The following is a 20,138-nucleotide window of genomic DNA, read 5'->3' on the forward strand; positions in this document are numbered from 1 at the left end:
TCGATGATCAACGCCAACCTGGCGAGGCGCCTGAGCCGGACAGGCCGCCTGCGCAGTGGGGGATCCCTCGCCCGAGTGGCAGCCGTCGCGATCGACCGCACTCAGCGTGATCGTCCGGGTGGGGTATTCGGACTTGAATCTTTACGAACAGATGTTCGATCCTGGGGGTGTGCCCGTTTTCGAATCTGTTTTCGATTCCACCGCCGAGCGACCGACGCTCCGGCCGGTGGTGTCGGCGGCTGCCCCGGGTGTCGGCGGCCGGGTGGGCGGGGTGCTGCCGGTGCCGGCCGCGCTGGGGGCGCTGCTGCCGGACGGGGGGCTGCGGCGGGGCACGGCGGTGTCCGTCGGGGGCGGGGACGCCGGGCTGCTGCTGGCGCTGGCGGCCGGGGCGGTGGGGGAGGACGCGGCGAGCGGGGGCGGCTGGGCCGCGGCGGTCGGGCTGCCGGACCTCGGGCTGGCCGCGGCGGCCGGGTACGGGCTGGACCTGCGGCGGCTGCTGGTGGCGGACGAGCCCGGGCCGCACTGGGCCGAGGTGGTCTCGGTGCTGGCCGGGGCGGTCGAGCTGATCATGCTGCGTCCGGACGGGCCGGTGGCGCCCGGGCTGGCCGCCCGGCTGGCGGCCGTGCTGCGGCGCAGCGGCTGCGTGCTGCTGGTGGCGGGGCCGTGGCCGGGGGCCGGACTGCGGCTGGGGGTGCGGTCCGGGCGGTGGTTCGGGCTGGGCGACGGGCACGGGCAGCTCACCGGACGGCAGGTGGAGGTGGTGGCCGAGGGGCGCGGCGCGGCGGTGCGCGGTCGGACGGCGCGGCTCTGGCTGCCGGACGAGCACGGCGAGGTGCGGGCGGTGGCCGACCCGGTGGCGGATCCGGTGCGGACGGTGGGGGCGACGGGGGAGGACGCGGTGTCGGGGGCCGGAGCGGGCCTCGAACGTCTGGCGGTGGTGTGAGATGGCGGACAGTCCACGCGTGCTGGTGGTCTGGTGCCCGGACTGGCCGGTCGCGGCGGTCGAGGGCCTCGGCGGCGACCGCCCGGTGGCGGTGACCGCCGGCGGGCGGGTGCTGGCCTGCTCGCGGGCGGCCCGGGCGGCCGGGGTGCGGCAGGGCCAGCGGCTCAAGCTCGCCCAGCGGCTCTGCCCCGCGCTGGAGCTGCGGGAGCGCGACCCGGAGGCGGAGACCAGGCGGTTCGAACCGGTGGTCGCGGCGGTGGAGGCCTTCACGCCCCGGGTGGAGGTGCTGCGCCCGGGCCTGTGCGCGATCCCGGTGAAGGGCCCGAGCCGGTACTTCGGTGGCGAGGAGGCGCTGGCGGCGAAGGTCCGGACGGCGGTGGCGGACGCGCTGGCGGACCCGGTGGTGCCGGTGCACCCGGCCGATGCCGAGGCCGCCCCGGCCGGGCGTGCCCACCCCGGGGTGGACCTGCCGCAAGGGCACGGCCCGGAGGACGGCCCGGCGGACGCGTTCGAAGCAGGAGCAGGGGCAGGGGCAGGGGCAGGGGCAGCCCCCGAGCCGGTGGCGGCCGAAGCACCGGAGGCCCTGGTCGGCGTGGCCGACGGCCTGTTCGCCGCCGTGCTGGCCGCGCGGGCGGGGGTACTGGTGCCGGCCGGGCGGACGCCGGAGTTCCTCGCCCCCTACCCGGTGGCGGCGCTCGGCGACGAGGGGCTGGCCGAACTGCTGGACCGGCTGGGCCTGCCCACCGTCGGGGCGTTCGCCGCCCTGCCCGCCGAGGCGGTCGCGGACCGCTTCGGCCCGGCCGGCACCGCCGCCCACCGGACGGCCCGGGGGCTGCGGTCGCGCCCGCTGGTACCGCGGGCGGAGGAGCCGGACCTCTCCGTCGAACAGCGCTTCGACCCGCCCGAGCCACTGGCCGAGCCACTGGTGTTCGTCGCCAGGGCCCTGGCCGAGCGGCTGCACCAGCGCCTCGCCGGGGCGGGGCTGACCTGTCGGCGGGTCGCCGTCGAGGTGGCGTGCGCCGACGGGCGGACGGCCTCGCGGCTCTGGCGGCACGAGGGTCTGTCGGCGGGGGCGTTGGCCGAACGGGTCCGCTGGCAGCTCCAGGCCTGGCAGGGCGCGGGCACGTTCGCCGCGTCCGGCGCCGGGGTCGACGCGGGCTTCACCGTCCTGCGCCTCGCCCCCGACGGGCTGGCCCCCGACCAGGGGCGGCAGCTGGCGCTCTGGGGACAGGCCGTCGCGGACGACCGGGTGGAGCGGGCGGTGGCCCGCGTCCAGGCGGTGCTCGGGCACGCCGGGCTGCGCCGGATCGAGCCGGCCGGCGGGCGGGGGCCGGACGAGCAGGCGGTCCGGGTGCCGTGGGGCGAGGCGCACGAGCCGGCGGCCCCCGCCGACGCGCCCTGGCCGGGGCGGCTGCGGGACGTCTGGCCCGCCGTGGTGCACCGCACCCCGCTGCCGGCCGTGGTGCTGGACGCGGACGGGCATCCGGTGACGGTGGACGGCCGGGCCGGGGTGTCGGCCCGGCCGGCCCGGGTCGCGGTGCGGGGGCGGGAGCTGCTGGTGGACGGCTGGACGGGGCCCTGGCCGGCGGTCGAGTACTGGTGGGACCAGTCGCTCGCCCGCCGCCGGGCGCGCTTCCAGGTCGCGGTGGAGGGCGGCCGGGCACTGCTGCTCACGGTGGAGGGCGGCGCCTGGTTCGTGGAGGCCGGCTACGACTGACCGGCACGAGGTGCCACGAATCGAAGGGGAGGCAAACGAAGCGAAAGAGGGGGGGCGACAGACCGACACGGCAGGACCGGAGTAACAGCCCCCGATGGGATTCACCAGCCACCCCACGCTCCCCTGGAGCGAACTGCACCGACGCCTCGCCGGCGGCCGGCCGGGCCCGGCGGATGGCGAGGTCGTCCCGCTCCGGGGCCGCGGCCGTGACCGGTCCGGCGCCACCGGGCCCGCCGAAGGCCCCGGCGAACCCCCGGGTGGGTCCTCCCTCCCCTGGGCCGAACTCCACGTCCACTCCGCCTTCAGCTTCCTGGACGGCGCCAGCGACCCGGAGGCGCTGGTCGCGGAGGCCGCCCGACTCGGGATCGAGGCGCTCGCCCTCACCGACCGCGACGGCCTCTACGGCGCGGTCCGCTTCGCCGAGGCGGCCCGCGAGGCGGGCATCGCCACGGTGTTCGGGGCGGAGCTGACGTTGCGTCAGAACGGCGAACACCTGCTGGTCCTGGCCCGCGACCCGGCCGGCTACCGCCGGCTCTCCGCGGCGATCAGCGCGGCCCAACTCGCGGGCGGGGCCAAGGGGCGGCCGGCGTACGACTTCGCGGCGCTCGCCGACGCGCACGGGGGCCACTGGGCGGTACTCACCGGCTGCCGCCTCGGCCGGGTGCCCGCAGCGCTGTCCGGCGCCCTGGCCGGGAGCGCCGCCGCCTACCAACTGCGGACCCTCACCGAGGCGTTCGGCCGCGACAACGTCTACGTCGAGCTGATCGACCAGTGGCAGCCCGGCGACGACCTGCGCAACGACGCCCTGGCCGCCCTCGCCGCCGGGCTCGGCCTGCCCGTGGTCGCCTCCACCAACGCCCACCACGCCGGGCCGGCCCAGGGGCGGCTGGCGCAGAGCCTCGCCGCGCTGCACGAGCGCCGCACCCTGCAGGACGCGGCGGGCTGGACGAGGGCGGCCGGCACCGCCCACCTGCGGTCGGGCCGCGAGATGGCCGCCCGGCTGGCCCGCTTCCCCGGGGTGCGGCAGGCCACCGTCGACCTCGCCCGCGCCTGCGCCTTCGACTTCGCCAGGCTCGACCCGGAGCTCCCCGGCTTCCCCGTCCCGCCCGGGCACACCGAGATCAGCCATCTGCGCGCACTGGTCGCCGAGGGCGGCCCGGCCCGCTTCGGCCCCGGCAACGGACCGGCCCGCCGGCAGCTCGCCAAGGAACTGGACGTCATCGAGCAGCTCGACCTGGCCGGGTACTTCCTGATCGTCCACGACATCGTGGACTTCTGCCGCCGGGAGTCCATCTGGTGCCAGGGCCGCGGTTCGGCGGCCAACTCGGCGGTCTGCTACGCCCTCGGGATCACCGCCGTCGACCCGGTCCACTACAAGCTGCTCTTCGAACGCTTTCTGAGCACCGCCCGCGACGGGCCGCCCGACATCGACCTGGACATCGAGAACCGCCGCCGCGAGGAGGTCATCCAGTACGTCTACCGCCGCTACGGGCGCGAGCACGCCGCCCAGGTCGCCAATGTGATCACCTACCGGCCCCGGCTGGCGCTGCGCGACGCCGCCCGGGTGCTCGGCTACCCGCAGGGGCAGGTCGACGCGTTCAGCCGGCAGAGCGACTTCCGCTCCCCGCCCGGCGCCGACGCCGTCATCCCCTCCGACGTGCTCGCACTCGCCTCCCAACTCCACGGCCTGCCGCGCCATCTGGGCATCCACTCGGGCGGCATGGTGCTCACCAGGGAGCCGATCGGCGAGATCTGCCCGACCGAGTGGGCCCGGATGCCGGGCCGCTCGGTGCTGCAGTGGGACAAGGACTCCACGGCCGGCGCCGGGCTGGTCAAGATCGACCTGCTCGGCCTCGGCATGCTCTCCGCGCTGCACGACGCCTGCGACCTGATCGCCGAGCACCACGGGCAGCGCTACGACCTGGCGACCATCCCGGACGGCGACCCGGGCGTCTACACGATGCTCCGGCGGGCCGACACCGTCGGCGTCTTCCAGGTCGAGTCGCGCGCCCAGATGGCCACCCTGCCGCGCCTGAAGCCGGACCACTTCTACGACCTGGTGGTGGAGGTCGCGCTGATCCGCCCGGGCCCGATCCAGGGCGGCTCCGTCCACCCGTACCTGCGGCGCCGCGCCGGGGTCGAACCGGCGGGCTGCCCGCACCCGTTGATGGAGAACGCGCTCGGAAAGACCCTGGGAGTACCGCTGTTCCAGGAGCAGATGATGCAACTGGCCATCGACTGCGCCGGGTTCACCCCCTCCGAGGCCGACCGGCTCCGCCAGGCGATGGGCTCCAAGCGCTCCCACGAACGCGTCGCCCGGCTGCGCGACCGACTGCTGGAGGGCATGACCGCGCGCGGCATCCCGCCGGAGGTCGCCGAGGACGTCTACACCAAGATCGAGGCCTTCTCCAACTACGGCTTCCCGGAGAGCCACGCGATCAGCTTCGCCTACCTGGTGTACGCGAGCGCCTGGCTCAAGTACCACTACCCGGCGGCCTTCACCTGCGCGCTGCTGGCCAACCAGCCGATGGGCTTCTACGCGCCGCTCAGCCTGATCTCGGACGCCCGGCGGCACGGCGTCCGGGTCCGCGGGGTGGACGTCAACGCCAGCGCGGCCCGGCCGACCCTGGAGCCGTACCAGGGGCCGACCCCCAGCCCGCCGCTCACCGCCGGGCGGCCGCAGCCCGCGATCCGGCTGGGCCTGGACACCGTCCGGGGCATCGGCGCCCCGCAGGCCGAGGCGATCGCGGCCGGGCGCCCGTACACGGACCTGGAGGACTTCGCCCGCCGGACGGGCCTGCCCGCACCGGCCCTGGAGGCCCTCGCCACGGCGGGCGCGTTCGGCTGCTTCGGACTGAACCGGCGGCAGGCGCTCTGGTCGGCGGGCGCCTTCGCCGGGGTCTCGGCGGCGCTGCTCCCCGGCACCACGCCCGGCACCGAGGCGCCCCCGTTGCCGGGGATGACCCCGGTGGAGGAGACCATCGCCGACCTCTGGGCCACCGGTGCCTCCGCCACCAGCCACCCCGTCCAGCATCTGCGCGCGCACCTGGAACGCGGCGGCGCGCTCCCGGCCGCCGAACTGCCGGACGTCGCGCCGGGCACGGCCGTCGTGGTCGGCGGCCTGGTGACCCACCGGCAGCGGCCGCCGACGGCGGGCGGGGTGCTGTTCCTCAGCCTGGAGGACGAGACCGGTCTGATCAACGTGATCTGCAGCCGCCCGGTCTGGGAGTCCCAGCGCCGTACCGCCCTGGACCGGGCCGGCCTGCTGGTCCACGGCCACATCGAACGCGACCGGGGCGCCACCAACCTGGTCGCCACCCGCCTCAGCCCGCTGCGGATCGGCCTGTGACCGCCAGGTCTGTGACCGCCGGGCCTGTGTCGGCGGCCGGGGGTATCCGTTGGTTTGGTACGGCGCGGCGCAGTCGTGGGGGTTGCCTGCGCCGCGCCGGGTCGAGGGGGGGGAAGAAGGGGTGGCGGGAGGGGTCAGAAGGCGGGTTGGTCGTTCAGCTCGACGATCCGGAGATCCCCGAGGCGGACGGTGAACCAGACCTCCTGGTTGTCGCCGCCTCCCCAGTACTCGGTAAAGCGCACCGAGGCGAAGCCGTACTCCTCGGCCACCTGCTGGACGGACCACTCGGTCGGCACGTTCTGGGAGCGGAACACCGGATCGGCGTCGTGCTCGGCGGCCCAGGCGTCGAGGCGGAAGTTCAGGTGCGGGGAGAGGAAGCGCTCGCGGACCGCGCGGGGGCTCTCGCCGCTCTGGCCGAGCACCGCCCGGCTGTACTCCTGGACGAAGGTGACCACCCGGTGGGCGGCCGCGGTGCCGGCCCGGACCTCCACCGCCCGGGACGAGCCGGGCAGGTCGGTCGGCAGGGCGAAGGCCTGGACCGGGGCGGAGGCCAGGCCGCCGACCGCGAGGAGGGCGGCGGCACCGGCCAGAACAGTGCGCATGGTGGTAAGGCGAATCATGGGGGAATTCCATCATTCGCGAACGAACTCCGCCTATCGCCAGAAGGAGTGGTTTAGCTTCTCCCTCATGGGATTTGACGATGATTCAGTTTGTCCGGCCATCCGCATCGCGCCCCTTTCCGGGTGCGCCGGCGAAGGCCTGCGCGATCGGCAGCCAGGCCGTCGCCAGCTCGCCGGAGGCGGTCAGCCCCAGGTCGTCCGGGTGCCGGCGCTGGGTCACCAGCAGGCAGAAGTCCAGGGCGGGCCCGGTCACCCGGTCCACCGCGTCCTCGGGGCCCCAGGCCCAGGACTCCCCGCCCGGCCCGGTCAGCTCCACCCGGACCGGGGCCTCGGGCGCCGGCAGCCCGTGCAGCGTGAAGGCGAAGCCCATCGTCCGCACCCCCAGGTGCGCGATGTGCCGCAGCCGCGCCGACGGCTCGCGCACCGCGCCGAGCGCGTCCGCGACGTCCTGCCCGTGCGCCCAGGTCTCCATCAGCCGGGCGGTGGCCATCGAGGCCGGCTTCATCGGGGGCCCGAACCACGGCAGCCGGATGTCGGCCGGAGCCGCGTCCAGCACCGCAAGCACCTGCTCCCGCCCGGCCCGCCAACGCGCCAGCAGCGCCCGGGGCTCATCGGCCGCACCACGGGCCGCACCCTCCTCCACCGGGTCCGCGCCCGCCGCGAGCAGCTCCCCGAAGAGCCCGCCGATCGCCTCGCCGAAGGCCTCCGCGTCACGCGCCGACAGGGCGGCCCAGTCGTCCGTCCACGCCAGGTGGGCGATCTGGTGGGCGATCGTCCAGCCCTCGGCCGGTGTCGGCAGGGCCCACTGCTCCGGCGCCAGCCCGGCCACCAGGCCGTCCAGCACCTCGCTCTCGGCCCGCAGGTCGGCCAACAGGCCGTCCAGGACGTTCGGAGCCTTCGGGTTCGGGCTCGTCATCGGCATCCCCATTCTCATCGGTCAGTGCTGACCCATCGGTAACCCAAGGCCGCACCCTACGGGCCGCCGGGCGGCTCCATCGGGGACTCCATCGAACACGCACGTCACGACCCTCGCCACCGGCCGCACCGCGTGTGAGAATCGCGCGATGACCAGGGCTGCGGACACCCCCTTCCGGGCGGCCGACGGCGTTGCCACGCGCGCCTCCCGTACCGCCTACCCCGCCTACCCCTCCTATCCCGGCGCCCTCGCGAGCCCGGTCGCGGGCCCCGCCGACGATCTCGCCGCCCGGGCCGCCGAGCTGGTCCGGGACGCGGTGCTCGGCGACCTCGCCCGCCGCGTGGTCGCCGACTGCGGCGCCGACGTCGGCCTGGTCGGCGTGCCCGCCCCCGGCCGGGCGGCCGTCGGCACCGGCGGCCCCGAGGGCATGGTGCTGCGCCACTGGTCCGGCACCCGGGCCGATCTGCTGCACGACCTCGCCGTGCCCGCCGGCACCGGCCTCGGCGGCCGGGCGCTGGCCGAGCGCGCCCCCAGCTGGGTGCCCGACTACCGTGCCGCCACCACCATCTCGCACCACTACGATGCGGCGGTCACCGCCGAGGACCTCTACGCGATGCTCACCGTGCCGCTGCTGCACGGCGGCGCGGTGCACGGCGTGGTGTACGCCTCGCTGCGCGCCGTCGTCCCGTTCGGGGACGTCCGGATCGCCGCCGTCAGCAGGCTCGCCGCGGCCGCCACCCGGGCGCTTGCCGGCGCCGCGGCCTGGACCGGCCCGGCGGCGGCCGCGCCGCCGCGGGCCGCGCTGACCCGGCGCGAGCACGAGGTGCTGCGCTGGGCGGCGACCGGCCGGACCAACCCGGAGATCGCCGCCCAGCTGGGTCTCACCTGCAACACCGTGACCGGCTACCTGAAGAGCGCCATGCACAAGCTCGGCGCCCGCAACCGGACCGAACTCGCCCTCCTCGCCCGGGAGTCGGGCCTGATCGGCTGACCCGGCAGGACGGCCGGCCCGCAGAGCCGCCGCGCGCGCCTCAGTTGACCTGGCGCCCCCGCTCGGCCCAGTAGGGCTCGCGCAGCCGGAACTTCTGCAGCTTGCCGGTCGTGGTGCGCGGCAGGGTGTCCCGGAACTCCACCGAGGTGGGCGACTTGTAGCCCGCCAGCCGCTGCTTGCAGTGCGCGATCAGCTCCGCCTCCCCGGCGTCCTGCCCGGGCTTGAGCACCACCAGCGCCTTGACCGTCTCGCCCCACTTCTCGTCCGGCACGCCGATCACCGCGACCTCGGCCACCGCCGGGTGGTCGTAGAGGCAGTCCTCCACCTCGATCGAGGAGACGTTCTCCCCGCCGCTGATGATGACGTCCTTCTTCCGGTCCGAGATGGTCAGATAGCCGTCGGTGAGCGTCCCGCCGTCGCCGGTGTGGAACCAGCCGTCCCGGATCGCCTCCGAAGTCTCCTGCGGCTGGCGCCAGTAGCCGTCCATCACGACGTTGGAGCGCACCAGCACCTCGCCCTGGCCGTCCACCCGCAGCTGGTTGCCGAGGGCCGGCGCGCCCGCCTGGACCAGCCTCTCCGCCCGCTCGGCGGAGGGCAGTTCGTCCCACTCCGCGCGGGTGCGGTTGACCGTCACCACCGGCGAGGTCTCGGTCAGGCCGTAGATCTGCAGGAACTCCCAGCCGAGTTCGGACTCGATGCGCTGCACCACCGAGGTCGGCGGCGGCGCGCCGGCCACGATCATCCGCACCCGGTCCCGGCCGGGGATCGGCCCGTCCCAGTCGGCGGCGGCGTCCAGCACCATCGAGACCACCGCGGGCGCCCCGCACAGGAAGGTCACCCCGTGCTCGTCGACCCGGCGCAGGATCTCGGCGCCGTCCACCTTGCGCAGCACGATGTGCCGGGCGCCCAGTCCGGTGAGCGCGAACGGCAGGCCCCAGCCGTTCGCGTGGAACATCGGCAGGGTGTGCAGGTAGACGTCCCGGTCGCCGGCCCCGAAGTGCAGGCCCATCAGTACGGAGTTCAGCCAGATGTTCCGGTGGGTGAGCTGAACGCCCTTGGGGCGGGCGGTGGTTCCACTGGTGTAGTTGAGGGTGGCGGTGTCGTTCTCGGCGATCTCGTACCGCCGCGGTGCATGGTCGAAGTCGTACAGCAGGGCGTCGCTCTCGGCGCCGATCACGAAGGTGTGCTTGGCCGTGACCCCCGACAACGCGTCGGCCACCTCGGGGTCGAGCAGCAGCACGGAGGCGCCGCTCTGCTCGACGATGTACGCGACCTCCTCCGCCTTCAGGCGGAAGTTGACCGGTACCAGCACCCGGCCGTGCCCGCTCACGCCGTACATCGAGGTCATCAGCCGGGCCGAGTTGTGCGAGACGATCGCGACCCGTTCGCCTGGTCCGACGCCCAGCCGGTCGAGTCCGGCGGCCTGTGCCCGGGCCAGTTCGGCGATCCGACGGTAGCTCAGCTCGCCCCAGGACCGGGCCGGTTGGTCCGGCTCGTCGACGATGCCGACCCGGTCGCCGTAGACCAGCTCGGCCCGGTCGAGGAAGTCCATCACGGAGAGTGGAATCTGCATGCGCCCACTGTCCTCCGCACGCCGCCCGCTGCACACCCCCGATCGGGGGTGTCACCCGTACGGGCAGCCGCCGTACGGGCGGCCGCCGGACGGTCCGGCGGGGGACGGCGCCCTCAGGTGCCGTCGCCGACCCGCGCCAGGGCGGCGGCCAGCCGGTCCCGGGCCGCGGTCTGGGCGGCGATCCGGCGCTCCAGGACGGCCAGCCGCTCCCGGGCGACCCGCAGCAGCTCGGTGCTCGGCGGCTTGGCCAGCACGTCGCCGTCCAGGCAGGGCATCAGCAACTGGATGTCCTCCAGGGTGAACCCGGAGTCCAGCAGGGAGCGGATGTTGCGGACCCGCACCGCCTGCGAGGCGTCGTACACCCGGTAGCCGTTGGCCGCGCGGGCCGAGCTGATCAGCCGGGCCTGCTCGTAGTGGCGCAGCGCCCGTGCCGTGGTGCCCGTCGCCCGGGCCAGCTCTCCGATCCGCACCTGTCCTCGCCCCATCCTTGCGCGGCCCGTCACCCCACGACGGCGCCTCCGTCCACGGGCAAGACTACTCCGGTGACGAACGAGGCCTGCGGGGAGGCGAGTTGCGTGATGGCCCAGGCGACCTCCGCGGGCCGGCCGATCCGCCCGAGCGGTGTGTGCGCGATCTGCCACTGCCGGACGGCGTCCTGCTGCTCCCTGCTCAGCCCGGAGTGCCGGCCGATCGGGGTCTCGATCGCCCCGGGTGCCACCGCCACCACCCGCACCCCGCGCGGCGCCAGCTCCACCGCCCAGCTGCGGGAGAGCGACTCCAGCGCGGCCTTGCTCGCCGCGTACACCGAGTTGCCGGGCCAACCCCGCTGGCCCACCGAGGTGCTGACGTTGACGATCACGCCGCGACTCTCCTCCAGCAGCGGCAGCGCGGCCTGGCTGAGCAGCACGGCGGCGATCAGGTTGGTCGCCAGCTGGGCCTCGATGCCGTCCGCCGTGAGGCTGCCGAGCCCGCCGCTGAGGACGATCCCGGCGTTGTTGACCAGGACGTCCAGCCGCCCGTGCCGCTCCATCACCTCGCGGACCACCGCCTCCGGGGCCTCGTCGTCGGTGATGTCCGCGACCAGCGGGTGGATCCGCCCGGGGTGGCTCCGGGCGGTGTCCGCCAGCGGCTCGGCCCGCCGGCCCACCACCACCACCTGCACCTCGGGCCCCTGTTCGGCGAAGGCGTGGGCGGTGGCCCGCCCGATCCCGGTCCCGGCACCGGTGACCAGGACGACTCTCGGGGTGGTGGAGCGCTGTGCTGAGAAGTTCATGTTTCAAAGAGTGCAACACTGCCGCCAGTGTCAAGGTCAAGGCCCCGGCAACGGGAAGTCGTACGTCCGCTTGCTGAGCCGGCGGCGAACAGGGCGGGGGAGCGGGAGGCATCCGGGCCCGCCGACTGTTAGGAAGGTCGCGCACACACCCGCGCACACACCCGCGCACACACCCGCGCACGGCGCCGGGCCCACCCGCCCGGCCGTCACGCACCGGGCGCACCGATCCCACGGGGAGACACGCATGAGCGACGAACGGGACGAACACACCGGGAGTCTGTACGAGGCCGTCGGCGGCATCGAGGCACTGCGCCGGCTGAGCAACACCTTCTACGACGGAGTGCTGGCGGACCCTCTGCTGGCGCCCGTCTTCGCCGACTTCACCACCACCCACATCGAGCACGTCGCCGTCTGGCTGGCCGAGATCTTCGGCGGCCCGGCCCGCTTCACCGACGAGCTCGGCGGCCACCAGGCGCTGCTCCGCACGCACCTCGGCCTGTCGATCACCGAGGAGCAGCGCGACCGCTGGATGGAGCTGATGGCCGTCGCGGTCGGCAAGGAGCTGCCGGAGGACGAACTGCTGCGCCGCCGGGTGCTGGAGTACTTCGACTGGGGCACCAGGATCGCCAAGGACGTCTCGGCCACCCCGGTCGGCGCGGACCTCGGCGACCCGGGCCCGACGCCGCGCTGGGGCTGGGAGGGGCTGGCGAAGTGACGCTCCCGCTCACCCGCCCCGCCCCGCTGGTCGGGGGCCTGCCCGCGCCGACGGCCGCCGGCCTGGTCCTGCGGCCGTTCCGCGACGAGGACGCCCCGGCCCTGGTCGAGGTCTACCGCGATCCGGTGCTGCGGCACTTCACCCGGGACCCGGTGACGGACGCGGACGCGGCCGCCCGCTGGCTGGACGTCCAGCGCCGGGGCTGGGCGGACGGCGACCGCTACGGCTTCGCGGTGCTGGAGGAGGAGGGCGGCGCGCTGGTCGCCAACGTGGTGCTCAAGCGCGGCGCCGCCGACCGCACCCGCGCCGAGGTGGGGTACTGGACGGCGGCCCCCGCCCGCGGCCGGGGCGTGGCGCCGCGCGCCCTGGAGGCGCTCACCCGCTGGGCGTTCGAGGTCTTCGCCGCCGAGGGCCTCGTCCGGCTCGACCTGCTGCACCAGGTGGACAACCAGGCCTCCTGCCGGGTGGCGGAGAAGACCGGCTACCGCTTCGAGGCGGTGCTTCCGGCCCGGCCGCCGTTCCCGCTGGACGGCCATCTGCACAGCCGTGCCGCGGCACCCGCCGGATAACGGCTGGACCGGGGAGGAAAGGCAGGTCAGAGTAGCCCCATGGCTTCTCTTGTGCGACATGTGACGATCGATTGCGCCGACGCCTACCAGCTCGCCGGGTTCTGGGTGAAGGCCCTGGACGGCAAGCTGGGCGAGGGCGACGAGCCGGGTGACCCGGAGGTCCTGGTGGAGTCAGCCGGGGTCGGGCTGCTGTTCATCGTCGTGCCCGAGGGCAAGTCGGTGAAGAACCGCATCCACCTGGACCTCCAGCCCCAGGACCGCACCCGCGACGAGGAGGTGGAGCGCCTGCTGGCGCTGGGCGCGACCCTGGTCGAGGACCACCGCACGCCGGACGGCCGCGGTTGGGCGACCCTTGCCGACCCTGCGGGCAACGAGTTCTGCGTCGAGCGCAGCGCCGCCGAGCGGGCCGTGACCGGCGGCTGACACCCGCCGGTCGCTCGCACCGTTACGAACGGGGGCGGGGTCGCGCCGTGTGCAACGGCGCGGCTCCGCGGAGCCTCAGCCCAGCTGGATCGAGCGCTTCGCCAGCCCCATCCAGAACCCGTCGATGACGCTGCGCTGGCTGCCGAGGTCGGCCTCCCCGGCGCCCAGGGTGACGAACAGCGGGGCGAAGTGCTCGGTGCGCGGGTGGGCGAGCCGCCCGGCCGGGGCCTTCTGCTCGAAGTCGAGCAGCGCGTCGAGGTCCTGCGCCTCCAGGGCGCGCCGCCCCCAGTCGTCGAACTCGGCCATCACGGACGTCACCCGGCCGTCCGAGCTGAGCGCCCGCAGGTTGTGGGTGAAGAAGCCGCTGCCGACGATCAGCACGCCCTCGTCGCGCAGCGGGGCGAGCCGGCGGCCGATCTCCAGCAGCCGCTGCGGGTCCAGGGTGGGCATGGACACCTGGAGGACGGGGATGTCCGCCTCCGGGAACATCTCGACCAGCGGTACGTACGCGCCGTGGTCCAGGCCCCGGTCCGGGATGTCCTGGACGGGGGTGCCGGGGGCGCGCAGCAGCTTGCGCACGCGCTCGGCGAGCTCCGGCGCCCCGGGAGCGGCGTACTGCACCCGGTAGTAGTGCTCGGGGAAGCCCCAGAAGTCGTAGACCAGCGGCACGGTGGTGACGGCGCCGAGTGCGAGCGGCGCCTCCTCCCAGTGCGCGGAGACCATCAGGACGGCCTTCGGTCGGGGCAGGCCGGCCGACCAGGCGGCCAGCTCGCCGGGCCAGACCGGGTCGTCGGCGAGCGGCGGTGCGCCGTGCGAGAGGTAGAGGGCGGGCATACGCTCGGGGGCTGCGGTGCTCATGGCGTCTCTCCTCGGCTTCCTCGGGGCTCCGCGAGGTTCCGGTTTCCCGAATGCTTCCCGGTGGACCCGGGCGGGTCGCAGATAGTTCAATTTTGAACCTCGACACCTCGAAGGTACACCTTGGTTCGAATTTGAACAACAGGAGTACGATTCCCCCATGCCCTCCCTGAACGACCCCCGCTGGCTGGACCAGGACGAAATGGCCGCCTGGCGGGGTTTCGTCACCGCGAGCAACCTGCTCAACCGCCGCCTGGAGCGCCAGCTCAAGGAGGACTCGGGCCTCTCGCACACCCAGTACGAGGTCCTGGTGCACCTCTCGGCCGCCCCGGCCGGCTCGCTGCGGATGACCGAGCTGGCGGAGAAGCTGGTCACCTCCAAGAGCGGTCTGACCTACCAGGTCACCCAGTTGGAGCGGATGGGCCTGGTCGGCCGCCGCTCCTGCCCGAGCGACGTGCGCGGGGTCTTCGCCGAACTCACCGAGCAGGGCCGCGAGGCCCTGCGCCAGGCGGCCCCCGGCCACGTCGCGCTGGTCCGCGAGCTGCTGATCGACGTGCTCAGCCGCGAGCAGCTCGCCGTCCTCGCCGAGGGCCTCGGCGAGGTCAGCGCCCGTCTGCGGCTCGACGACGGGGCGTGACGGCGGAGCACCGCGCCGCCCGCTCCAGCAGCAGCTCCCGCTCCCGGGCGTTGCGGGTCAGCGCCGCGGCCCGCTCGAACTGGGCCCGGGCCTCCTCGCCCCGCCCCAGCCGCTCCAGCAGGTCCCCCCGCACGCTCGGCAGCAGGTGGTACCCGGCGAGGACGTCCGTCAGTGCGTCCAACAGCTCCAGCCCGGCCGCCGGGCCCTCGGCCATCGAGACGGCCACCGCCCGGTTCAGCTCCACCACGGGGGACGGGGTGAGCGCCACCAGCCGCCCGTAGAGCGCGGCGATGGTCGGCCAGTCGGTGTCCTGGTAGCGGCCGGCCCGGGCGTGGCAGGCGGCGATGGCGGCCTGCACCGCGTACGGGCCGTACGGACCGCCGCCCACCCGCGCCAGGGACTCGAAGCCGCGGCGGAGCAGCAGCCCGTCCCAGCGGGCGCGGTTCTGGTCGGCGAGCAGCACCGGTCGGCCGTCCGGGCCGGTCCGGGCCGCCGTGCGGGAGGCCTGGAACTCCAGCAGCGCGGCCAGGCCGTGCACCTCCGGCTCCTCGGGCATCAGCCCGGCCAGCACCCGGGACAGCCGCAGGGCGTCCTCGCAGAGCGCCGGCCGCAGCAGGTCGTCGCCGGCCGTGGCCGAGTACCCCTCGTTGAAGATCAGGTAGACGACCTCCAGGACGGAGGAGAGCCGGGCCGCCCGGTCGGCGCCGTACGGCACCTCGAAGGGGACCCGCGCCGCGGCGAGGCTCCGCTTGGCGCGGACGATCCGCTGGGCGACGGTCGACTCGGCGGCCAGGAACGCGCGGGCGATCTCCGGGGTGGTCAGCCCGCCCAGCAGCCGCAGCGTCAGCGCGATCCTGGCCTGCTCCGAGAGCACCGGATGGCAGGCGGTGAAGATCAGCCGCAGCAGGCCGTCGTCGATGTCGTCGGCCTCGGCCGGCTCGGGCGGCGGCGTGTCCTCCAGCGTCCGCCCGACCTCGGCGAGCTTGCGGGCGTACGTCTCCCGGCGGCGGACCAGGTCGATCGCGCGGTGCTTGGCGGTGGCCGTCAGCCAGGCGCCCGGGCGGTCCGGGACACCCGACCGCGGCCACTGCTCCAGCGCGGCGACCAGGGCGTCCTGCGCGATCTCCTCGGCGATGCCCACGTCCCGCACGATGCGGGTGACACCGGCGATGATCCGCGCGGACTCGATCCTGAACACCGTCTCCACCGCGGCCGCCGCGTCCGTCTCCGTCACGGCCCCCCATCAGAGCAGCCGGACGGGGACGCGGCAACCGCGGCGCGGTGGTTCACCAGATGCTCAGGCCTCGTCGATCTGCCGGACCTCGGCGCCGACGGTCCACTCCTTCGGGTGGACCTGGAGGAAGCGCCTGGTCCACTCCAGGGCCTCGGCCCGGTCCTTGCACTGGAGGATCGCGTAGCCGCCGACGACCTCCTTGGTCTCGGTGAACGGCCCGTCGGTGTAGCTCAGCGACCCGTCCGACCAGGTGATCCGGGTGGCCTCGGTGGTCGGCTTGAGGCCGGCGGTCTCCAGCATCACCCCGGCCTTGGTGATCTCCTCGAACAGTGCGCCCATCCGCTTCTCGAGGTCGGCGTCGGGCGTCATGGCGGGGGCGTCCTGCTCGTTGATGCGGATCAGCGTCATAAAGCGCGGCATGGTGACTCCTCGGTGCGGTGCGGTGCGGTTCGGTTCGGTACGAGCGGCGGGGTCCGTCCCCGTCTCCCACCCCTGCGACGAACGGGAGGCGGCCGGATCGACAGGCCGTCCGGAATTCTTCCGAGAAGTTTTCGACCGGGCCACCGGAGCGGCGGCGGTCGGCTGGGCCGCGCCGCCCGAGCCCGCTCAGCGCGCCGGGGCCGCCACCGGCGCGGGCTGCCGCTCCGGTGCGCAGAGCAGCGCCGCCCGGAGGTCGAGGCGGTCCTGGAGCCGGGCCAGGTTGCGGCCGGTGAGCTCCTCGATCCGCCGGATCCGGTAGTGCACCGTGTTCACGTGGATGTGCAGCGACTCGGCCGTCCGCGCCCACGACCCGTCGTGGTCCAGGAAGACCGCCAGGGTGCCGAGCAGCGAGACGCCGTTCTCCCGGTCGTGCGCGGCCAGCGGCGCCAGCAGCCGGGCGTGGAACGCCGCCGTGACCTCCGGCGGGATGCCGCGCAGCAGCCCGGCCAGCGAGTCCAGCTCGGCGGCGCTGCCGACCGGGCCCGCCGCGCCCTCCAGCACGTACCGGGCCTGCACCAGCGCGGCCCGCAGCGGTGCGGTGGCGGGCGGCGCCGCCGGGCCGACCCCGACCCGCAGGGCGCGCCGCCCGGTCAGCCGGGCCTGCAGCGCGGGCCGGGCCCGGCGCAGCCGCTCGGCGACCCGCTCGGCGGGGGCGGCCACCAGCGCGGCCGCCCGCCCGGTCCGGTCGGCCCCGGCGGCGTACGGCTCGCCCAGCGGCTCCAGCGCCTCGGCGAGCGCCTGCGCGGCCCACCCGGCCGGGACTTCGCCGGCCCGCCCGCCGTCGATCCGCGCGGTCACCGCGACCAGCGGCGCGGGCCCCGGCAGGCCGCAGGCGGCCAGTGCCTCGGGGAGGTCGCCCGAGCCGTCCCCGCCGAGCACGTCGAGCAGCCGCCCGGCCGCCAGCCGGTGCACCGCCGCCTCCGCGTGCGCCCGGGTGGCGAGCGGGGCGAGCAGCTCGGCCAGCCCCTGCCACAGCGGCTCGGCCTCGGCGTCCCGGACGTGCGGCCGCAGCCGCCAACCGTCGAACGGCGAGCCGTCCTGGGGTCCGACCGCCAGCCCGCCGTCCCCGCGTTCGGCCGGCGGGGTGGGCGCCGCGGTGGCGGCCACCAGCCGCCCGCCGGCCGTCAGGACCGAGCAGTCCGGCACCCCGAGCCGCCCCACCGCGTGCGTCAGCACCTCCCCGGCCCCGGCGCCCGTGTGGGTCAGCTCGGCGAGTTCGCGCCGCACGGTGTCCGGGATCGCCGCCGCGTCCTGCGCGCCGGCCCGCAGATCGCCCCAGAGCCGCAGGTACACGCAGTCGGTGACGGCCCGGAAGCTCGTCCCGGCGGGCACCGCGAGCAGCGGAATGCCGTGGGTGCGGCAGGCCTCCACCAGGCTCTCCGGCACGCTGCCGTGGGTGCCCTCGCCCGCCAGCAGCGCCGCGACGCCCGCGCTGCGCAGCGCGGTGGCGAAGCGCAGCGCCCCGGAGGCGTCGGCGGGCTGCCACCAGACCAGCCCGGTGAGGACGACCTCGCCGGGCTGGAGGTAGCGGGCCGGGTCCTGGAGGTCGGTGGAGCTGACGCCGGCGACCTGTCGGGCGAGGAGGTCCGGCGTGCCCCAGGCCAGCCGGATGTCCAGGTCGTCCAGGTGCAGCAGGTCTCCGACGATCATCTCTCGCTCCTTGTGCCTCCGCGCGGGACCATGACTCGCAGGTGCGAGCTTCAGGTGCGCACTGGCATCGTAAATGCAAGCCGGAGCGTGGCAATCTTCCTTGTTTGATCATCCAGTGAAGGCCCCTGCGGATAGTGCCCGGAACCAGTCGTCCGTACCGTTGCCGCTTTCATCGCCGCATCTGCGAGTGCTGAACGTCTCCGCCGGGTAGCGCCTCTCCCGGGCCGCACCGGCGCGGCCCGCTCGGCGAACCGGCGGCCTGAGCCGGGGCGGCCGCTCCGGCGCCCGGGCGGCCGTCCGGGTCGGTCTCCGGGCGGGTCCTCAGACGGTCGCGAGCGAGACCTCGGTCGACTTGATCAGGGCGACGACCGGCGAGCCGGCCTTCAGGCCCAGGTCGGCCACGGCGTCCGCGGTGATCGCGGCGGTGAGCTCGCCGCCCTCGACGGTGACCTTCACCCCGGCCATCGCCCCGCCGGTGGCGATCTCCGACACCGTGCCCGGGATCTGGTTGCGGATCGACAGGCCGGTGACCGGGCCGGTGGCCAACGAGACCTCGGTGGACTTGACCAGGGCCCGCACCTCGCTGCCCTCGGCGAGGCCGAGGTCCTTGACGGCGTCCAGGGTGACGGCGGCGGTGAGCTGCCGTCCGGAGGCGAGGCGCACCTTCACGGTGGCCATGACCTCACCGGTCGCGATGGCGGTGACCGTGCCGGGAATCTGGTTGCGGATGCTCAGGCTCATGGTGGTTCCTCGTTCTTTCGATCATGGAATGAAGGGGGTCCCGATCGTGCCGCTTCCCACCCTAGGGGCAATGAAAGCCCAGGTCAGGGCGGTTCTGGTGGCCATTCGCAGCTGCCGGGGCAAGTCGCGCGCCGCCCTTGCAGCTGCGGGTTGCCAACGGTTCAGTACTTGCTGAATTCAGTGGTGACTGTACTATTGAGGCATGGAACCGACCAGCCCCACCCGCATCCCGCACCTCCCCTCCGAGGCGCAGGAGGCGGCCATGGAACGGGTCGGCAAGGCCCTTGCCGACACCAGCCGGCGCCGCATCCTGCTCGCCCTGCTCGCCGACCCCCACTACCCGGCCGACCTCGCCGAGGAGCTGGGCCTGACCAGGGCGAACGTCTCCAACCACCTCGCCTGCCTGCGGGACTGCGGCCTGGTGCGGACCGTCCCCGAAGGCCGCCGCACCCGCTACCACCTGGCCGACGAACGGCTGGCGCACGCCCTGCGGGACCTGCTCGAAGCCGTCCTGCCGCTCGACCCCGCCCGGGAGGAGCACTGACATGGGTGCCAACCACGCCCCCGCCACCGCGCCGGCCACCGTCAGCGGTGCCTACCGCCGCCGGATGCTGCTGACCATCTCCGTCACCGCCACCGTCCTGGTCTTCCAGGTGGTCGGCGGCCTGCTCTCCGGCAGCCTCGCCCTGCTCGCCGACTCCGGGCACATGCTCACCGATCTCTCCGGCGTCACGCTGGCCCTGATCGCCGTCCAGATCGCCCAGCGTTCGCCGACCCTCCAGCGGACCTTCGGCCACTACCGCCTGGAGATCCTGGCCGCGCTGGCCAACTCCCTCCTGCTGATCGGCGTCTTCGCCTGGGTCGCCTACGGCGCCGTCCGGCGCCTCGGCCAGCCGGTGGAGGTCCAGGGCGGCCTGATGCTGGTGGTCGCGCTCGTCGGCCTGGCCGCCAACCTGGTCGGCGTGGCCCTGCTGCGCGGCGGCAAGGACCACAGCCTCAACCTGCGCGGTGCCTACCTCGAAGTCCTGGGCGACGCCCTCGGCTCGGTCGCGGCGATCGCCGCCGCCGTCGTCATCCAGCTCACCGGCTGGCAGTACGCCGACCCGATCGCCTCCCTCCTGATCGGCGTGATGATCCTCCCGCGGGCCTACCTCCTGCTCCGCGACGCCCTCCACGTCCTCCTGGAGGCCACCCCCAAGGACGTCGACCTGGCCGCCCTGCGGACACACCTGCTGGCCGAGGACGGCGTCGAGGAGGTCCACGACCTGCACGCCTGGACGATCACCTCCGGCATGCCCGTCCTCACCGCCCACGTGGTCGCCGCCGAGGCCCCCGCCGACCTCCTCACCCGCCTGCGCGCCTGCGCCGCCGACCACTTCGGCATCGCCCACACCACCCTCCAACTGGAGCCCGCCGCCCGCCCCGCGTGTGCCGCGCCGGCGCACGCCTGAG

General features: G+C 74.9%; 20 protein-coding genes. 10 read left to right on the top strand and 10 right to left on the bottom strand.

Going from position 1 to position 20,138, the window contains the following annotated elements; genetic code table 11:
• Nucleotides 1-226 precede the first annotated feature (226 nt).
• The 3 genes from ACIGZJ_RS03460 (at nucleotide 227) to ACIGZJ_RS03470 (ending at nucleotide 6,009) form a co-directional block, all read left to right on the top strand.
• Nucleotides 227-943 carry a hypothetical protein gene (locus tag ACIGZJ_RS03460; protein WP_396455693.1) on the top strand — a complete coding sequence of 239 codons (717 nt, stop codon included), beginning with the start codon at nucleotides 227-229 and terminating at the stop codon, nucleotides 941-943.
• 1 nt (nucleotide 944) lies between these two features.
• Entirely contained in the window at nucleotides 945-2,660 is a 1,716-nt protein-coding gene (locus tag ACIGZJ_RS03465) for a DNA polymerase Y family protein (RefSeq protein ID WP_396455694.1), read from the top strand.
• Nucleotides 2,661-2,754: 94 nt separating this feature from the next.
• The gene (locus ACIGZJ_RS03470; protein WP_396455695.1) at nucleotides 2,755-6,009 is read left to right on the top strand and encodes an error-prone DNA polymerase; all 3,255 of its coding nucleotides are present in this window, start codon (nucleotides 2,755-2,757) and stop codon (nucleotides 6,007-6,009) included.
• Nucleotides 6,010-6,143: 134 nt separating this feature from the next.
• Here the strand turns inward: ACIGZJ_RS03470 and ACIGZJ_RS03475 are convergent, their stop codons facing one another.
• Entirely contained in the window at nucleotides 6,144-6,611 is a 468-nt protein-coding gene (locus ACIGZJ_RS03475; RefSeq protein ID WP_396455696.1) for a hypothetical protein, read from the bottom strand.
• Nucleotides 6,612-6,714: 103 nt separating this feature from the next.
• On the bottom strand, nucleotides 6,715-7,545 hold the full coding sequence (locus ACIGZJ_RS03480) for a TIGR03084 family metal-binding protein (RefSeq protein WP_396455697.1): 831 nt from the start codon (nucleotides 7,543-7,545) through the stop codon (nucleotides 6,715-6,717).
• A 148-nt stretch (nucleotides 7,546-7,693) separates the two neighbouring features.
• On the opposite strand from ACIGZJ_RS03480, the gene ACIGZJ_RS03485 reads away from it, so the two are divergent.
• On the top strand, nucleotides 7,694-8,536 hold the full coding sequence (locus ACIGZJ_RS03485; protein WP_396455698.1) for a LuxR C-terminal-related transcriptional regulator: 843 nt from the start codon (nucleotides 7,694-7,696) through the stop codon (nucleotides 8,534-8,536).
• Between the two features lie 40 nt (nucleotides 8,537-8,576).
• Here ACIGZJ_RS03485 and ACIGZJ_RS03490 read toward each other — a convergent pair whose 3' ends face one another.
• From ACIGZJ_RS03490 to ACIGZJ_RS03500, 3 genes are all read right to left on the bottom strand, one after another.
• Complete coding sequence (locus ACIGZJ_RS03490) at nucleotides 8,577-10,109, bottom strand: AMP-binding protein (protein ID WP_396455699.1); 1,533 nt, start codon at nucleotides 10,107-10,109, stop codon at nucleotides 8,577-8,579.
• 113 nt (nucleotides 10,110-10,222) lie between these two features.
• Nucleotides 10,223-10,579 (bottom strand): MerR family transcriptional regulator, encoded by a 357-nt coding sequence (locus tag ACIGZJ_RS03495; RefSeq protein ID WP_396455700.1) that lies wholly within the window; start codon nucleotides 10,577-10,579, stop codon nucleotides 10,223-10,225.
• Between the two features lie 29 nt (nucleotides 10,580-10,608).
• Complete coding sequence (locus ACIGZJ_RS03500; protein ID WP_396455701.1) at nucleotides 10,609-11,382, bottom strand: SDR family NAD(P)-dependent oxidoreductase; 774 nt, start codon at nucleotides 11,380-11,382, stop codon at nucleotides 10,609-10,611.
• A gap of 244 nt (nucleotides 11,383-11,626) precedes the next feature.
• On the opposite strand from ACIGZJ_RS03500, the gene ACIGZJ_RS03505 reads away from it, so the two are divergent.
• From ACIGZJ_RS03505 to ACIGZJ_RS03515, 3 genes are read left to right on the top strand one after another with little or no spacing between them, the layout of a single operon-like run.
• Nucleotides 11,627-12,097, top strand: coding sequence for a group II truncated hemoglobin (locus tag ACIGZJ_RS03505; protein ID WP_396455702.1), 471 nt, complete (start codon nucleotides 11,627-11,629; stop codon nucleotides 12,095-12,097).
• Entirely contained in the window at nucleotides 12,094-12,666 is a 573-nt protein-coding gene (locus tag ACIGZJ_RS03510; protein ID WP_396455703.1) for a GNAT family N-acetyltransferase, read from the top strand. The genes ACIGZJ_RS03505 and ACIGZJ_RS03510 overlap by 4 nt, the downstream gene beginning before the upstream one ends.
• Nucleotides 12,667-12,705: 39 nt before the next feature.
• Entirely contained in the window at nucleotides 12,706-13,089 is a 384-nt protein-coding gene (locus tag ACIGZJ_RS03515; RefSeq protein ID WP_392928164.1) for a VOC family protein, read from the top strand.
• A 75-nt stretch (nucleotides 13,090-13,164) separates the two neighbouring features.
• On the opposite strand, the gene ACIGZJ_RS03520 is transcribed toward ACIGZJ_RS03515, so the two are convergent.
• Nucleotides 13,165-13,947, bottom strand: coding sequence for a dioxygenase (locus tag ACIGZJ_RS03520; RefSeq protein ID WP_396455704.1), 783 nt, complete (start codon nucleotides 13,945-13,947; stop codon nucleotides 13,165-13,167).
• A 166-nt stretch (nucleotides 13,948-14,113) separates the two neighbouring features.
• On the opposite strand from ACIGZJ_RS03520, the gene ACIGZJ_RS03525 reads away from it, so the two are divergent.
• The gene (locus ACIGZJ_RS03525) at nucleotides 14,114-14,581 is read left to right on the top strand and encodes a MarR family winged helix-turn-helix transcriptional regulator (RefSeq protein ID WP_392928342.1); all 468 of its coding nucleotides are present in this window, start codon (nucleotides 14,114-14,116) and stop codon (nucleotides 14,579-14,581) included.
• On the opposite strand, the gene ACIGZJ_RS03530 is transcribed toward ACIGZJ_RS03525, so the two are convergent.
• The 4 genes from ACIGZJ_RS03530 to ACIGZJ_RS03545 form a co-directional block, all read right to left on the bottom strand.
• The gene (locus tag ACIGZJ_RS03530) at nucleotides 14,547-15,815 is read right to left on the bottom strand and encodes an RNA polymerase sigma factor (RefSeq protein WP_396455705.1); all 1,269 of its coding nucleotides are present in this window, start codon (nucleotides 15,813-15,815) and stop codon (nucleotides 14,547-14,549) included. The two genes, ACIGZJ_RS03525 and ACIGZJ_RS03530, sit on opposite strands and share 35 nt — an antisense overlap.
• A gap of 63 nt (nucleotides 15,816-15,878) precedes the next feature.
• On the bottom strand, nucleotides 15,879-16,235 hold the full coding sequence (locus ACIGZJ_RS03535; protein ID WP_396455706.1) for a YciI family protein: 357 nt from the start codon (nucleotides 16,233-16,235) through the stop codon (nucleotides 15,879-15,881).
• Nucleotides 16,236-16,421: 186 nt separating this feature from the next.
• On the bottom strand, nucleotides 16,422-17,945 hold the full coding sequence (locus ACIGZJ_RS03540) for a PucR family transcriptional regulator (protein WP_396455707.1): 1,524 nt from the start codon (nucleotides 17,943-17,945) through the stop codon (nucleotides 16,422-16,424).
• A gap of 321 nt (nucleotides 17,946-18,266) precedes the next feature.
• Nucleotides 18,267-18,686, bottom strand: a complete 420-nt coding sequence (locus ACIGZJ_RS03545) for a molybdopterin-binding protein (protein WP_396455708.1) — start codon at nucleotides 18,684-18,686, stop codon at nucleotides 18,267-18,269.
• A gap of 202 nt (nucleotides 18,687-18,888) precedes the next feature.
• On the opposite strand from ACIGZJ_RS03545, the gene ACIGZJ_RS03550 reads away from it, so the two are divergent.
• The gene (locus ACIGZJ_RS03550) at nucleotides 18,889-19,230 is read left to right on the top strand and encodes an ArsR/SmtB family transcription factor (protein ID WP_396455709.1); all 342 of its coding nucleotides are present in this window, start codon (nucleotides 18,889-18,891) and stop codon (nucleotides 19,228-19,230) included.
• A 1-nt stretch (nucleotide 19,231) separates the two neighbouring features.
• Nucleotides 19,232-20,137, top strand: coding sequence for a cation diffusion facilitator family transporter (locus tag ACIGZJ_RS03555; protein ID WP_396455710.1), 906 nt, complete (start codon nucleotides 19,232-19,234; stop codon nucleotides 20,135-20,137).
• Nucleotide 20,138: the final 1 nt, after the last annotated feature.

It is taken from the genome of Kitasatospora sp. NPDC052868 (assembly GCF_044547105.1).
Classification (GTDB): domain Bacteria; phylum Actinomycetota; class Actinomycetes; order Streptomycetales; family Streptomycetaceae; genus Kitasatospora.